Origin of the sequence: Streptomyces sp. (assembly GCF_031178505.1) — a bacterium.
GTDB classification, from domain to species: domain Bacteria; phylum Actinomycetota; class Actinomycetes; order Streptomycetales; family Streptomycetaceae; genus Streptomyces; species Streptomyces gulbargensis.
This window is the reverse complement of sequence record NZ_JAPSIW010000004.1, coordinates 12,034-26,052: the sequence shown is the minus strand read 5'-3', so window position 1 is coordinate 26,052 and position 14,019 is coordinate 12,034. Positions and strand designations below refer to the sequence as shown.

15 protein-coding genes are annotated in these 14,019 nt (G+C 71.7%); 6 read left to right on the top strand and 9 right to left on the bottom strand.

Translation table 11 applies throughout. The annotated features are described in order from the left end of the window. Positions 1 to 18: 18 nt before the first annotated feature. Positions 19 to 324 (top strand): DUF1330 domain-containing protein, encoded by a 306-nt coding sequence (locus RIF68_RS01140; protein ID WP_279562160.1) that lies wholly within the window; start codon positions 19 to 21, stop codon positions 322 to 324. Positions 325 to 388: 64 nt separating this feature from the next. Here RIF68_RS01140 and RIF68_RS01135 read toward each other — a convergent pair whose 3' ends face one another. Then, the gene (locus RIF68_RS01135) at positions 389 to 1,840 is read right to left on the bottom strand and encodes an MFS transporter (RefSeq protein ID WP_309049202.1); all 1,452 of its coding nucleotides are present in this window, start codon (positions 1,838 to 1,840) and stop codon (positions 389 to 391) included. A gap of 198 nt (positions 1,841 to 2,038) precedes the next feature. On the opposite strand from RIF68_RS01135, the gene RIF68_RS01130 reads away from it, so the two are divergent. Then, positions 2,039 to 2,470 carry a MarR family winged helix-turn-helix transcriptional regulator gene (locus RIF68_RS01130; protein WP_279562273.1) on the top strand — a complete coding sequence of 144 codons (432 nt, stop codon included), beginning with the start codon at positions 2,039 to 2,041 and terminating at the stop codon, positions 2,468 to 2,470. 103 nt (positions 2,471 to 2,573) lie between these two features. Here RIF68_RS01130 and RIF68_RS01125 read toward each other — a convergent pair whose 3' ends face one another. The 6 genes from RIF68_RS01125 to RIF68_RS01100 are packed head-to-tail and all read right to left on the bottom strand — an operon-like array spanning position 2,574 to position 8,125. After that, positions 2,574 to 3,875 (bottom strand): amidohydrolase family protein, encoded by a 1,302-nt coding sequence (locus RIF68_RS01125; RefSeq protein WP_191887587.1) that lies wholly within the window; start codon positions 3,873 to 3,875, stop codon positions 2,574 to 2,576. Between the two features lie 29 nt (positions 3,876 to 3,904). Further along, the gene (locus tag RIF68_RS01120; protein ID WP_309049201.1) at positions 3,905 to 4,222 is read right to left on the bottom strand and encodes a hypothetical protein; all 318 of its coding nucleotides are present in this window, start codon (positions 4,220 to 4,222) and stop codon (positions 3,905 to 3,907) included. Then, the gene (locus tag RIF68_RS01115) at positions 4,188 to 4,607 is read right to left on the bottom strand and encodes a hypothetical protein (RefSeq protein WP_309049200.1); all 420 of its coding nucleotides are present in this window, start codon (positions 4,605 to 4,607) and stop codon (positions 4,188 to 4,190) included. The genes RIF68_RS01120 and RIF68_RS01115 overlap by 35 nt, the downstream gene beginning before the upstream one ends. Beyond that, positions 4,604 to 5,323, bottom strand: coding sequence for an ABC transporter ATP-binding protein (locus tag RIF68_RS01110; RefSeq protein WP_279562164.1), 720 nt, complete (start codon positions 5,321 to 5,323; stop codon positions 4,604 to 4,606). Before RIF68_RS01110 ends, RIF68_RS01115 begins: the two co-directional genes overlap by 4 nt. Before the next feature lie 2 nt (positions 5,324 to 5,325). Further along, positions 5,326 to 6,036, bottom strand: a complete 711-nt coding sequence (locus RIF68_RS01105; RefSeq protein ID WP_279562165.1) for an ABC transporter ATP-binding protein — start codon at positions 6,034 to 6,036, stop codon at positions 5,326 to 5,328. Continuing rightward, positions 6,017 to 8,125, bottom strand: coding sequence for an ABC transporter permease (locus RIF68_RS01100; RefSeq protein ID WP_309049199.1), 2,109 nt, complete (start codon positions 8,123 to 8,125; stop codon positions 6,017 to 6,019). Before RIF68_RS01100 ends, RIF68_RS01105 begins: the two co-directional genes overlap by 20 nt. Before the next feature lie 107 nt (positions 8,126 to 8,232). On the opposite strand from RIF68_RS01100, the gene RIF68_RS01095 reads away from it, so the two are divergent. The 4 genes from RIF68_RS01095 to RIF68_RS01080 are packed head-to-tail and all read left to right on the top strand — an operon-like array spanning position 8,233 to position 11,343. Then, positions 8,233 to 8,649, top strand: coding sequence for a nuclear transport factor 2 family protein (locus tag RIF68_RS01095; RefSeq protein WP_279562167.1), 417 nt, complete (start codon positions 8,233 to 8,235; stop codon positions 8,647 to 8,649). Then, positions 8,646 to 9,740, top strand: a complete 1,095-nt coding sequence (locus tag RIF68_RS01090; protein ID WP_309049198.1) for an acyl-CoA dehydrogenase family protein — start codon at positions 8,646 to 8,648, stop codon at positions 9,738 to 9,740. The genes RIF68_RS01095 and RIF68_RS01090 overlap by 4 nt, the downstream gene beginning before the upstream one ends. 6 nt (positions 9,741 to 9,746) lie before the next feature. Then, positions 9,747 to 10,535 (top strand): acyl-CoA dehydrogenase family protein, encoded by a 789-nt coding sequence (locus RIF68_RS01085; RefSeq protein ID WP_309049197.1) that lies wholly within the window; start codon positions 9,747 to 9,749, stop codon positions 10,533 to 10,535. Positions 10,536 to 10,545: 10 nt separating this feature from the next. Beyond that, the gene (locus RIF68_RS01080; protein ID WP_309049196.1) at positions 10,546 to 11,343 is read left to right on the top strand and encodes an acyl-CoA thioesterase domain-containing protein; all 798 of its coding nucleotides are present in this window, start codon (positions 10,546 to 10,548) and stop codon (positions 11,341 to 11,343) included. Positions 11,344 to 11,397: 54 nt separating this feature from the next. On the opposite strand, the gene RIF68_RS01075 is transcribed toward RIF68_RS01080, so the two are convergent. Both RIF68_RS01075 and RIF68_RS01070 read right to left on the bottom strand, forming a co-directional pair. Next, positions 11,398 to 12,531 (bottom strand): thiolase family protein, encoded by a 1,134-nt coding sequence (locus RIF68_RS01075; RefSeq protein ID WP_309049195.1) that lies wholly within the window; start codon positions 12,529 to 12,531, stop codon positions 11,398 to 11,400. Beyond that, positions 12,524 to 13,966, bottom strand: coding sequence for an AMP-binding protein (locus RIF68_RS01070; RefSeq protein WP_309049194.1), 1,443 nt, complete (start codon positions 13,964 to 13,966; stop codon positions 12,524 to 12,526). Before RIF68_RS01070 ends, RIF68_RS01075 begins: the two co-directional genes overlap by 8 nt. Positions 13,967 to 14,019 lie beyond the last annotated feature (53 nt).

Below are 14,019 nucleotides of genomic sequence, written 5' to 3'. Positions count from 1 at the left end.
CCGGGCGAAGGAGATCCGATGCCCAAGGCGTACCTCATCATGACCGAAGCCATCAGGGACGAGGAGGGCATGGCCGCCTACGGCAAGGCATCCGCAGCGTCGATGACCGGTGCCGGCGCCCGAGTCCGGGCCGTCGACCACCGCCCCCAGGTCCTGGAGGGCGAGTGGCACGGCGACCGAACGGTCATCGTCGAGTTCGACTCGGTGGAAGCGGCACGAGCCTGGTACGAGTCGGCCGGTTACCAGGAGGCAATACCGCTCCGCCAGGCCGCGGCCGTCACCAACGCCGTCCTCGTCGCCGGCCTGTCACCGCGGCACGAGTGACCCCCCGTACACGTCAGGGCCGGGTGATCGCAGCCGGACGCTGCGCACCGGGCCCTGTACCGGCTCAGACGCGAGCCGGAGACTGCTCCGCGGAGGCCGGCTCCTCACCGGCACGGCCTCCCTCGCCGCGGACGGCGGGGATCATGACCGCGACGGCGGCCGACACGAGCGCCACACCGCAGCCGATCAGCAGACCCGTGCGGAAGCCGTCCTCGGAGGCGAGCGTCTGGCCCCCCATCGTGATGGTCATCTGCGCCAGGACCACACCGATCACCGCCGAGCCGATCGTCGTGCCGAGCGAACGCATGAGGGTGTTGAAGCCGTTGGCCGCCGCCGTCTCGGAGACCGGGACGGCACTCATGATCAGGGCGGGCATCGCGCCGTAGGCGAGGCCGACACCGCTGTTGATGACGATACCGACGACCATCAGGCCCCAGGCGGACCCCATCAGCACGAGCGCGAGCCCGTAGCCGGCGGCCATCACCAGCGCTCCGAGGACCAGAGCGACCTTCGGACCGCGCGCGTTGATCAGCTTCCCGCCGAGCGGGGAGACGATCATCATCATCACGCCTCCGGGCGCCATCCACAGACCCGTCGCCAGGATCGACTCACCCAGCCCGTAGCCGGTGGCCTCGGGGAACTGGAGCAGCTGCGGCGCGATCAGCATGAAGGCGTACATCCCGACGCCGATCAGGATGGAGGCACCGTTGGTGAGCAGCACGCGCGGGCGGGCGGTGGTGCGCAGGTCGACCAGCGGGTCACGGGTACGCAGCTCGTAGAAGCCCCAGACGAGCAGGGCCACGACCGCCAGGGCGAACAGGCCCAGCGTGGTGCCCGAGGTCCAGCCCCAGTCGCCGCCCTTGGAGATCGCCAGGAGCAGGGAGACCAGGCCGATGGCGAGACCGATGGCTCCGGGGGCGTCGAAACGCTGGCCCTTGGCGGCGGCGGGCACGTCCGGGACGACGAAGTAGATCAGCGCACCGATCAGCAGGGCCAGCCCGGCCGAACCCCAGAACAGCACACGCCAGTTGGCGTACTGCGCGACGGCGGCGGCGATGGGCAGGCCGAGGGCACCGCCGATCCCCATGGAGGCGCTGACCAGGGCGATGGAGCCGCTCAGCTTCTCCTGCGGGACGACATCGCGCAGGAGGGCGATTCCCAGCGGCACCATACCCATGCCCATGCCCTGCAGACCACGTCCGACGATCATCGGCACGACGGTCGAGGAGAGCGCGCAGACCACCGAGCCGATGACCAGGGGCACGCCACAGACCAGCAGCATCCGCCGCTTGCCGATCAGATCACCGAGGCGCCCGGAGACCGGGACGCACACGCCCGCGACGAGGAGCGTGACCGTGATCACCCACGCCGCGTTGGAGGGCGTCGTGTCCAGTATCTGTGGCAGATCCGCGATCAGCGGGGTCACCAAGGTCTGCATGATCGCGGCGACGGTGCCCGCCAGGGCGAGTGTGGCGACGACGCCGTTCGAGCGGGCGGTCGGCTGAGGGCCGTCCATGGTGGAGCTCCTCTGAGAAACGTCAACGGGGGCACCTCGCATCGGGTGCAATATGCATCATACACATCTTGTGTATCCGCCATATTGCATGTGCGATGCATATGATGGACGGGAAGCGAACTCTCGGGAGTCGCGGCACGAAGGGAGACGGCAGTGGACACGGCAGGCGGGGCCACGGACCGAGTCGAGTTCGAGCAGATGCTGCTGGGCCGGTACATGCACCTGCACAAGGGCAAGGGCCGCCGTACCGGTGGTGTCCTGGACCGCAGCGCCTACATTCTGCTCAGCCGCATCCGCGTGGAGGGTCCGATGTCGATCGGGCAGCTCGGCGACGCCTTCGGACTGGACGTCTCCACGCTCAACCGGCAGACCGCGGCAGCGATGCGCGCGGGCCTCGTCGAGCGCATCCCCGACCCCGACGGAGGCATGGCCCGCAAGTTCCGCATCACCGAGGAGGGCGAACGGCGCCTCGACGAGGAACGAACGGGAGTCGTCGCCAGTCTGAACCGCATCATGGCCGACTGGCCGGAGGAGGACATCGCGGCGTTCGCCGACTACCTCCAGCGGTTCAACTCCGACATCGAGCGGCTGCACGGGATGCCCTGGCCCCGTCCGCAGAAGGTGGTCTGAGGCTCCCCGCGCGCCGCCGGGCCGGCACGGCCCGCCGCTACGAGCACACACGAAACCGGCCCGGCGCCCTCGGGGCACCGGACCGGTCCGTTCGGCTCGGAACTCAGTCGCGCGCCGCCGCCAGGGCCGCCTCCGCCTTCCTGCGGTAGTTGGCCAGCTTCTCCAGCGGAGCGACGGCCGCCTGCTTGCTGCGGGGCTGGACGGACACGTCGTGTCCCTCGGCGGCCTTGCGCAGGGCACCCACCGTGGCCTGCTCGCGCGGCACGTGCGCGAACGGGTCGAAGGAGTACCAGCGCATCGCGTTCTCGTGGGTCATCTTGTTGATCTCGTCGTCCGGCACGTTGTTCGCCGTGAGCACCTCGTGCAGCTCTTCCGGGGCGTTGGGCCACATGGAGTCGCTGTGCGGGTAGTCCGCCTCCCAGCAGATGTTGTCGACGCCGATGTCGTGCCGGAGCTTCACACCGACGGGGTCGGAGATGAAGCAGGTCAGGAAGTGCTCGCGAAACACCTCCGACGGCAGCTTGCCGCCGAAGTCCTGGAGGGTCCAGGTGGCGTGCATCTCGAAGGTGCGGTCGATCCGGTCCAGGAAGTACGGGATCCAGCCGGTGCCGCCCTCGGACAGCGCGATCCTGACGCTCGGGTACTCCTTCAGGACGCGGGACCAGATCAGGTCGGCCGCCGCCTGGACCAGGTTGATCGGCTGGAGGGTGATCATGACGTCCGGCGGGGCGTCGGGAGCGGTGATGGCGAGGCGCCCCGAGGAGCCGATGTGCAGGTTCATCACCGTGCCGCAGTCGGTCAGCGCCCGCCACACCGGGTCCCAGTACTCGGTGTGGAAACTCGGGTAGCCGAGCGGGACCGGGTTCTCCGGGAAGGTCAGCGCGTGGCAGCCCTTCTCCGCGACCCTCCGGATCTCCTGGGCGCACAGCTCGGCGTCCCAGATCGCCGGCAGCGCCATGGGGATGAACCGTCCGGGGTGGGCGCCGCACCACTCGTCGATGTGCCAGTCGTTGTAGGCGCGCACCAGGGCGAGGGAGAAGTCGGAATCCTCGGTGGCGAACATCCGGGCGGAGAAGCCGGGGAAGGAGGGGAAGTTCATCTGGGCCAGGACGCCGCCTGCGTTCATGTCGGCGACCCGCTCGTCGACGTCGTAGCAGCCGGGCCTGATCTCGGCCAGGCCCTGCGGCTCCATGCCGTACTCCTCCTTGGGACGCCCGGCGACCGCGTTGAGCGCGACGTTGCCGACGGAGTTGTCCCGGAACTGCCAGACGTCGGTGCCGTCGTCTCGGTGGACCAGGCGCGGGGCGTCCTTCTTGTAGCGGGCCGGCAGGTGGTTGGCGAAGATGTCGGGCGGCTCGATGATGTGGTCGTCGACGCTGATCAGGATCATGTCGTCGCGGTCCATGAGGACCCTCCTCGGGGCTCGGTCTCGGTTCAGTCGGAGGCGGGCAGCGCCTTGGGCGCTTTGATGGTCAGCGGTTCCCCTGCGTAGGCGAGGTGGCCGGGGCCCGACGCGGTACAGAGGAGTTCGAGGGTGTCGGCCGGGTCCACGTACCGTTTGCCGATCAAGGTGCCCGTGGCCTCCCCGGCCGGGGCCGGGGCGGGTGCCTGATCGGCGGGGACCATCGGGCTGCCGCCGCACTCGATGGGGCCGGCGGCCTGCTGCGGGGCCCGGATGACGATCACCCGTGTGGTGCCGGTGGCCGAGGCGAGCTGGTCACCGGGGCGCGGGGTCGGTGCGGGGGACGCCATGGTGTGGATCTCCTTCCGGGAGAGGGTGGGTCGGGAGTGTCGTGGTGAGCCGCTCCCCCAGCAGCTCCAGGTCGTAGGACTGGCGAGCCAGCCAGAAACGCAGGAAACCGGTGAGCGAGTAGCGCAGGAAGAGGGCCGCGCCCACCACCGCGGCGGCGATCCCGCCGAGGCCGACGGCGAGGGCGTCGCCCTGGGCGAGCGAGTTGTCCGTGCCGTGGGCGAGAGGGAAGGCGACCGCGCCGAGCACGAGCCCCACGGCCATCAGCAGACCGCCGAGGCGGAGCCACAGGGCGGCGCGCGCGGTGGCGGGGTCCGGGATCTTCAGCTCGGCGAGTTCGCGGGCGAACCGTTCCGCGCGTGGTCGCGGTGCGGGGCTGGACGTCATGGGGCGCTCCCCAGGTAGTAGGAGGAGAGTTCGGCGTGCAGGGACCTGTCGGGAGGTCCCTGCCACGGGATCCGGCCGCGGGCCAGGACGGCGGCGTGGTCGGCGATCTTCAGTACGGCGGCGGCGAACTGTTCGACGATCAGGACCGCGACACCCTCCCGGGCGATGTCCGCGACCCGTTCGTACAGGTCCGCCACGACCAGCGGGGCCAGGCCCATGGAGAGTTCATCGAGCAGGAGGACGGCGGGGTCGGTGGTGAGTCCGCGGGCGAGGGCGAGCATCTGCTGCTCGCCGCCGGACAGAGTGCCGGCCGCCTGGGTGCGGCGGTCGCCGAGGACGGGGAAGCGGGCGTAGGCGGCGTCCTCGATCTCTTCCCGGGCGCGGCCCGTGAAGGTCATCATCCAGAGGTTGTCCCGCACCGAGAGATTGGGGAAGACTCCGCGCCCCTCGGGGATGAGGCAGACGCCGGCGCGGGCGAGGTCCCCGGCGCGGGCCCCGGAGACGTCTCGGCCGCCGAGGAGCAGCCGGCCGCCGCTGGGCGGGTGGACTCCGGAGGCCACGTTCAGGGTGGTGGTCTTGCCCGCCCCGTTGGGGCCGAGCAGCGCCACGACCTGGCCGGCGTCGACCGTGAGGTCCACGCCGTGCAGGACGGTGATGCCGTCGTACGCGGCGCGCACACCGCTCAGTTCGAGGAGCGGCCCCCCGACGGCGCCCATGGTCATTCCTCCCCCAGGTAGGCCGCGAGTACCGTTTTGTCGTGCCGGATCCGCGCGGGCGGGCCGCTGGCGACGACGGTGCCGAGGTCGAGGACGTGGACCTCGTCGCAGACGGTCATCACCAGGCTCATGTCGTGTTCGACGAGGAGTACGGCGGTGCCCTCGGCGGCGAGGGAGCGGAGCAGGTCGGCGAAGCGGCCGGTCTCCTCGGTATCCTGGCCCGCGGCGGGTTCGTCGAGGAGCAGGACCTTCGGTTCCAGGACAAGCGCGCGGGCGACCTCGACGAGCCGGGCCACGCCGGTGGGCAGGGCGTCTGCGGGCGCGTCGGCCTGGTCCGTCAGTCCCAGGCGGTCCAGTACCCGGTCCGCCGTACGGGCCGCCTGGCGTCGGCCGGGGCCGAGTTCGGCGGCGACGAGGAGGTTGTCGCGGACGGTGAGGCGTCCGAACAGCTCCAGGTGCTGGAAGGTGCGGGAGAGTCCGCGTCGGGCTCGGCGGGCCGGGCCCTCCCGGGTGATGTCGTGTCCGTCGAGCAGGACCCGGCCGGTGAGCGGCCGGCGCAGTCCGGAGATGACGTCGAACAGGGTGCTCTTCCCGGCTCCGTTGGGTCCGATGAGCCCGGTGACGCGGCCCGCTTCCGCGGCCACGGTCACCGTGTCCAGGGCGCGGCGCCCTCCGAAGGAGACGCTCACCTCCTCAGCTCGCAGCAGTGGCACGGCTCAGCACCTCCCCGTCCTCGGGCTTCCACGGTCGGCGCAGGCCCCACCACTCCACGGGGATGTCCGGGGCCGGTTGTCGCCGCGCGGACGCGCGGGCGTTGAGCGACAGAGCTGCCACGAGGGCCGCCACGAGGACCAGGCCGCCGCTCACCGAGTCGGTGGCGGCGAGCAGCCAGCACAGGGCGAGCACACCGAGCAGTACGGGGAACAGAGTCCGGTCGCGGGCGAGTTTCGCCCACTCGGCGTGCATCCGCGGGACCACTCCGGCCGGACTGTGCGCGAGGCCCATCCCGGCGAGTGCGATGAGCAGCGTCGAGAGGTCGTGTGCCCAGCTGCCGAGTTCCGCGAACAGTTGCGTGGGGACGACGAAGGCGAGCCCGGCGAACAGGCCCGTTCCCACGGCTCCGAGCCCTCCGATGACAGCGATGAGGAAGATCGGCAGGCCGGCGACGAGGTTGAACTGCTCGGCGGTGACGGTCTGCAACTGCATGCCGTAGAGGGCCCCGCCGAGGCCGGCGAGCCCGGCCGACAGGGCGAAGACGGCGACCTTGGCGCCGAGCAGGCGCCCGCCGAGGGTGGCGAAGGCGGCCTCGCTGTCGCGCAGGGCGATCAGCCGACGGCCGAAGCGGCCTCGGCGCAGCGCGGCCACGGCGAGCGAGGCGAGCGCGAGGAGGACGGCGGCCAGCAGCAGCAGTTGGGTGGGCGAGGTGAGGTGCCAGCCGAACAGGTCGGGGCCGGTGACCGGCACGGAGCCCTGGTCGAACAGGGCGATGCGCACGCCGAACACGTCGAAGGCGGGGAGGGTGAAGACCCAGCGGTCGAGGATGACGGCGAAGGCGGCGGTGCCGAGCGCCAGATAGACGCCGGAAAGACGCAGCGCGGGAAGGGCGACGAGTGCTCCCACGCCTGCCGCGATCAGCACGGCGACGGGCAGCGCCCACAGCTCGCCGTGCGCGCCGAGGTGGCCCCACACCACCGCGCCGATGCCCGCGATGGACAGCTGGCACAGCGAGATCTGTCCCGTGAAGCCGGCCAGCGGCACAAAGGACAGGGCGATGACGCCGAGGGAGAAGACCGTGCCGTAGGAGATGATCGCGTCCTCGGTCAGGACGGTGACCAGGACGACCGCGAGGAGCACGACGCTGCCCGCGAAGACGAGGCTGCCGCGTGCGGTGGGCAGCGGTACGCGGACCAGTCGGCGGTCGCGGCCGCGCAGCCGGCGGTGCGGGAAGGCGAGCAGCGCCAGGAGGAGAAGCAGGGCGGGGGCGGCCAGGCGCAGGCCGGGCAGGAAGTCGTTCCGCGGCAGGTAGCCGGCGAGGTAGGCCTCCAGCAGGCCGACCACGACCGCGCCGAGGAAGGTGAGCGGCAGGCTGCGCAGCCTGCCGAAGACGGCGGCGGTGTAGGCGCTGACGATCAGCAGGGAGAGCTGCTGGGCGTCGAGGGCGACGGTGGGCGCGATGAGGATTCCGCCGACGGCGGCGAGCTGGATGCCGAGTATCCAGGCGAGGCGGCCGGCCCGCAGCGGGTCGGCGCCGGTCAGGCCGGCCAGGGCGCGGTCGTCGACCGAGGCGCGCATCTCCGTGCCGGCCCGGGTGCGGTGCAGCAGGAACCACAGTGCCGCGGCCACGGCGACCGCGACGGCCATGGTGACGGCCTGGTGCCAGGTCATGGAGGCGGGGCCGAGCCGGATGGCGGACCGGTCGGCGAAGAACGGGGCGAGAGGCCGGGCGGTGTTGGGGTCCCAGACCCAGCGGGCCAGCGCGATGCATCCGGTGAGCAGGGCCACCGTCATGACGAGGCGTTCGGCCTCTCCGAGGGCCTGGACCGGGCGCATCAGCACCCGCTCGACGAAGAGGCCGAAGGCCGGCGCGAGGACGAGCAGCACGGTGGCGAGGGCGAGCGGCACCGGCCATCCCCAGCCGACGGCGAGCTGCCAGTAGGAGAAGGCCGCGAGCATGCCGGCCGCGCCGTGGGCGAAGTTGAAGACGCCCGCCGTGGTGTGGGTGAGTACCAGGCCGCTGCCGATCACGGCGTAGATCGCGGCGGTGCTCAGGCCCACCACCGTGAAGGCCAGGAATTGATCCATGGCTTGGAAACTAGCTTCTCCCTATTGGAGAATCAACCATCCGTACATGATACTCATCAGCGAGAATCCCATTCTCATTCCGAGCGGACGACGAGAGAGGCGGCCCCGTGAGCCCTACCGACGACCTGGTGGAGATCGAACAACTCCTCGCCCGCTACGCGGTCGCCATGACCCGCGGTGACGTGGACAGGGTGCTCGGCGTGTTCACCGCGGGCGGCAGTTACAGCGCGTTCGGCGACACCTATCCGCTCGACGAGTTCCCCGCGTTGATCGCCGCGGCCCCCAAGGGGCTGTTCCTCGTGGGGACCCCGGCGATCGAGCTGGACGGCGACACGGCCACCGGCACCCAGCCGCTGTGCTTCGTCGAGCACTCGGAGCACGCCCTGCGCATCGGCTACTACAACGACACGTATGTGCGGACGGCCGAGGGGTGGCGGTTGCGCACCCGTGCCATGACCTTCATCCGGCGCAGCGGCGACCACGACTCGGGCCGCCCGCACGCCTTCGAGCGCACGCGCTCATGAACACCGCCGATTTCAGGCGGGAGTTGCGGGCCTGGCTCGACGGCCACGATCTGGCCCCCGGCGACGATCACGGCCTCGACGCCCAGGTGGCCCAGCTCGCCCGGGTCCGCCGGGCGCTGTGGGAGGCGGGGTGGATGCGCCACGGCTGGCCCCGCGAGGTCGGCGGGCTGGGCGGCCCCGGTGTCCTGCGGGCGGTGCTCGGCGAGGAGATCGCCACGCGCGACCTGGCCGAACCCGGCATCTGGTCGATGGTCGAGGTCCTGGTACCCACGTTGATCGACTACGCGCCGCCGGCGCTGGCCGCCGACATGGTGCCCCGGCTGCTGAGCGGCCGGGAGCAGTGGTGCCAGGGCTTCTCCGAGCCGGGCTCGGGCAGCGACCTGGCCTCGCTGAGCACCCGGGCCACGCGCGACGCGGACGGCTGGGTGGTGTCCGGGCAGAAGGTGTGGACGAGCCTCGCCCAGTACGCCGCCCGCTGCGTCCTGCTGGCCCGCACCGGCGGACCAGGCCACGACGGCATCAGCGCCTTCCTCATCGACATGGACTCCCCCGGCATCACCGTCCGCCCGCTGCGCACCATGCACGGCGTCGACGAGTTCGCCGAGGTCTTCCTCGACGACGTCCGCGTCCCGGGCGACCGTCTGCTCGGCGTGCCGGGTGACGGCTGGAAGCTGGCCATGGACCTCCTGCCGCACGAGCGCTCCACCTGCTTCTGGCACCGGATCGCTCATCTGCACAGCCGTCTGGACCGGCTGCTGACGGACGGCTGCGAACCGGACGCCGACTCCCTCGGCGCCGTCTGGCTCGACCTGCACACGGCACGCTGCCGCTCGGCGCACACCCAGCGGGCACTGGCCGAGGAGGGGAGGCTGGGGCCGGAGACGTCCGTGGACAAGATCCTCCTGGCCACCGCCGAGCAGCGGCTCTTCGACACCGCGCGCGACCTGCTGCCCGGCACCGTCGAGCTGACGGACGCGGGAACTTGGCGCACCGAGTACCTCTACTCGCGTGCAGCCACCATCTACGGCGGCACCGCGGAGATCCAGCGCAACATCGTCGCCCGCCGCCTGCTGGGCCTCGGAAAGGAGTGACCGCTCGTGGACGCCGACGAACGCGAACTGCTGGAGCAGACCTTGCGCAAGACGATGACGGGCACCTCGGGCACCGGCCTCGACACCGCCCTCGCCGACCTCGGCTGGACCCAGATGCTCGCCGAGGAACCGGACACGGCGGTCGCCCTGGTCTTCCGCCTGCTCGGCGAGACCGGTGCGCACGCCTCCGTCCTCAACGATGTGGTCCTGCGTGAGACGGGAGGTCCGCCGGGCCGGACACCGGCGCTGCCGTACACGGGCGGGCTGTGGGTGGAGTGGGTACGGGACGGTGACGCGGGCGACACCGCGCTGGACCCCGGGCTGCCGCTGCGGCGCGTCGCCGAGGGCGGTCCCGTTCCCCTGGCCGGCGGGCGCCGGGCGCTGGGCTGGTGGCTGCTCGGGACCGGGCGGACGATGCTCGCGCTGGCCCGCCGCCACGTCCTGGACCGGCACCAGTTCGGACGCCCGCTCGCCTCGTTCCAGGCGCTGCGTCACCGTCTGGCCGAGACACACGTCGCCCTGGAGGGCGCCGAGGCGGTCCTGACGGCCGCCGGGGACGACGACACGTCCGCCCTCCTCGCCAAGGCGGCGGCAGGCCGGGCCGCGCTCACTGCCGCCCGCCACTGCCAGCAGGCGCTCGGCGGAATCGGCTTCACCGCCGAACACCAGCTGCACCTCCACGTCAAACGCGCTCTGGTCCTGGACGGGCTGCTGGGCTCCGCCCGCGACCTCACGCGCGAGGCGGGGACGCTGCTGCTGCGCGAGGGCCGCACCCCGCGCCTCGTCGAACTGTGAGGAGAGCCAGGTGCCCGCCGACCTCTGGCACGACCTGCTCGGCTGCCTCGATCTGACGGCCGTGGACGAGCACACCTACGAGGGCCCCTCGCAGCGGCTGGAGTACCGCCGGCTGTTCGGCGGACAACTGCTGGCTCAGTTCGCCCGCGCGGCGGCCCGGTCCGTGACCGGCAAGGAGCTCAAGTCCCTGCACACCCAGTTCCTGCGCGAGGGCCGTACGGGCGAGCCGGTGCGCTACGAGACCGACGTACCGCAGCAGGGCCGCACGTTCGCGACCGTGCGGCTCGTCGCACGCCAGCGGCACGGGGTGATCGCGGTGGCGAACGCCGCCCTCCACGCGTGGGAGGAGGGCCCGGAACGCCAGACGACCGACCCGCCCCCCGCACTCCCCGGCCCGGAACGCCGGGTGGACCTCGCCCTGCTGCCCTGGGAGTCACGAGCGGCGACCGACCTCGACACCGAAAAGGCCGAACCACCCGTCCACGAGCTGTGGACCCGTGTCCCGGGAGCACCGAGGGTCGCCGCGCCCGCGCTCCTCGCGTACGCGACCGACCTCACGCCGATCGGCACCGCGCTGCGGCCGGTGCCCGGCGTGACGCAGACGGACTCCGGTACGGCGTTCGTCTCGGCCGTGACGGCGCACACCGTGTGGTTCCACCGGCCGTTCGACACGGGACGGTGGCTGCTACTGCGCCAGCACAGTCCGCTGGCCGCACACGGGCGGTGTTTCGGACGCGGGGACGTGCTGACGGAGGAGGGAGCACTGATCGCCTCCTTCGCCCAGGAGGCGCTGTTGCGGTTCGTCTGAACGTGCCCGCGAGGGTGCCCGGACCTCGGGGTCCGGGCACCCTCGTGCGCGCCTTCAGGGTGCGGGAACCTCCAGGACCAGCGCGGATCCCATCCCCCCGCCCGCGCACATGGCCGCGACACCCACTCCCCCGCCCCTGCGGCGCAGTTCGTGGACGAGGGTGACGATCATGCGGGTGCCGGTGGCCGCGACAGGGTGCCCGAGGGAGCAGCCGCTGCCGTTGACGTTCACGGTGTCCGGATCGAGGCCGAGGCGGTGGACGGCGGCGACGGCCACGGACGCGAAAGCCTCGTTGATCTCGAAGAGGTCGACGTCGGACACGGTGAGGCCCGCCCGTCCCAGTGCCTTCGGGATGGCCTGCACGGGGGTGAGGCCGGTCTCTGCGGGGTCGAGGGCGACGGAGGCCCAGGCGCGTACGGTGGCCAGGGCCGGCAGCCCGAGACCCGCGTCCGCCACCGCTACGGCGGCCGCCGCGTCGTTGGCGCCGCAGGCGTTTCCGGCGGTGATGGAGAAACCCTCGATCTCGGGGTGGAGCGGTTTGAGGGCGGCGAGGCGTTCCGCGCTGGTGTCGCGGCGCGGGTGTTCGTCCGCCTCGAAGGGGCCGTGTGCGGTGTCGACGGGCACGGTCTCGTCCTTGAAGCGCCCTTCGTCGAGGGCGCGCACGGCATTGCGGTGCGAGCGCAGCGCCCACGCGTCCATCTCCTCGCGGCTGATCCCGGCTCGCACCGCGGTGTTCCAGCCCACCGTGATCGACATGTCGAGGTTGGGCGCGTCGGCCCGGTCCGGGTGGGACGGCGGCACCCACGGGCCCTCGACACCGCGGAAGGACAGCTTGGGGGCGGTGGACGCGGAGTTGACGCCGCCGGCGAGGACCAGCCGGTCCATGCCGGCCCGTACCGAGGCGGCGGCGGTCTGCACCGCCGCCAGCCCTGCCGCGCAGTGCCGGTTGAGGGCGAGTCCGGGTACGTGCGGCAGTCCGGCGGTCAGCGCGGCGTGACGGGCGACGACTCCGCCTCCGTAATGCGACTCGGCGAGGACCACGTCGTCCACCAGACCGGGATCGAGGCCCTCCGCCACCGTCGCGACGATGCGGTCGGCGAGTTCGTGGGCTGTCGTGTCGCGCAGGCTGCCCTTGAAGGCGGTGCCGATGGGGGTGCGCAGGGCGGCGACGAGCACGGCGTCAGGCATCGGTGATCTCCTCCGGTTCGGCGAGCTCGGCCACGAGGGTGCGGCGCAGCAGCTTGCCCGTGGCGGTGCGGGGCAGTTCGGAGCGGAAGACGACGGTGTCCGGGGTCTTCGAGGAACGCAGGCGGCGCTTGGCGAAGGACCGGATCTCATCCGGGTCGCCCGCACCGACGAGGACGGCGACCAGCCGCTGCCCCCACTCGGGATCCGGCAGGCCAAGCACGGCGGCCTCCTCAATGCCCGGGTGCTGAAGCAGGACGTCCTCGATCTCGGCGGGGGCGATGTTCTCGCCACCCCGGATGATCGTGTCGTCCGCGCGGCCCTCGAGGAACAGGTAACCGTCCTCGTCCAGCCGCCCGCGGTCCCGGGTGGCGAACCATCCGTCTCCGTCACCGGAGTCATCCGTGCCCGCGTACTCGCCGGAGATCTGGGCGCCGCGCACGAAGACGAGCCCGGTGCCCCCCGGCTCCAGCGTCTTACCGTCCTCGTCACGGATCTCGACCTCGACGCCGGGCAGTGGCCGCCCCACCGAGCCCAGTCGTGCGAGGACCGCCGGGTTCTCGGACGCTACCGCCCCCCAGTGGTCGTCGGGACCCAGCACACAGATCGATGAGGCGGTCTCCGTCAGCCCGTAGGCGTTGACGAAGCCGGTGTCCGGGAACTGACGCAGGGCCCGCTCGACCACGGGACGCGGGCAACGCGCGCCGCCGTAGGCGAGATTGCGCAGGGTCGGGGTCTCGGCCCGTGCTTCACCCAGTTCGACGGTCAGACGGGCCAGCATGGTCGGGACCACCATGGCGTGGGTGATGCCCTCGCGGCGTACCGTGGCCAGCCAGTCGGCCGGCTGGAAGACGCCTTGGTAGACGACGCGGCGTCCCGCGTACAGGTTCGTGAGCAGGTTCATCAGGCCGGCGACGTGGTACGGCGGCAGCGCCACCAGACTGGCGTCGCTCGGTTCCGCCGATCCGAAGTCCTGGGTGTTTAAGACGTAGGCGAGCAGGTGGCGGTGGCGGAGCAGGGCCGCCTTGGGGGCCGCCGTGGTGCCGCTGGTGTAGAGAACGACCGCGACGGCTTCCTGGTCCTGCGGAGCCGGCAGCCACTCGGCCTCCCCGGAAGCGGCCAGCAGCGCGTCGAGGTCGGCCGGGTTCAGCACCTCGGCACCGGGATGCCGGGCTATCAGCGCGCCCAGTTGCTCCTCACCGAGGCGGTAGTTGAGGGGGACGAAGGGAATTCCCGCCAGTGCGGCGCCGAACAGGGCGACCGGGTAAGCGAGGTGGTTGGGCCCCAGGTAGAGGACTGCGGTGCGGCCACGGAAGCGGTCGGCCGCGTGGCGCGCCAGGCGCTGGAGTTCGGCGGCGGAGAGCGTGCGGCCGCCTTCGGTGACGGCTGGCCGATCCTCCGCCGAGGCGGCCATTTCCAGGATCACGGCTATATTCATGAGAACGTGATTCTCCTACACTCAGATCCACAGTCGCAAGAGGGGTGAATCCG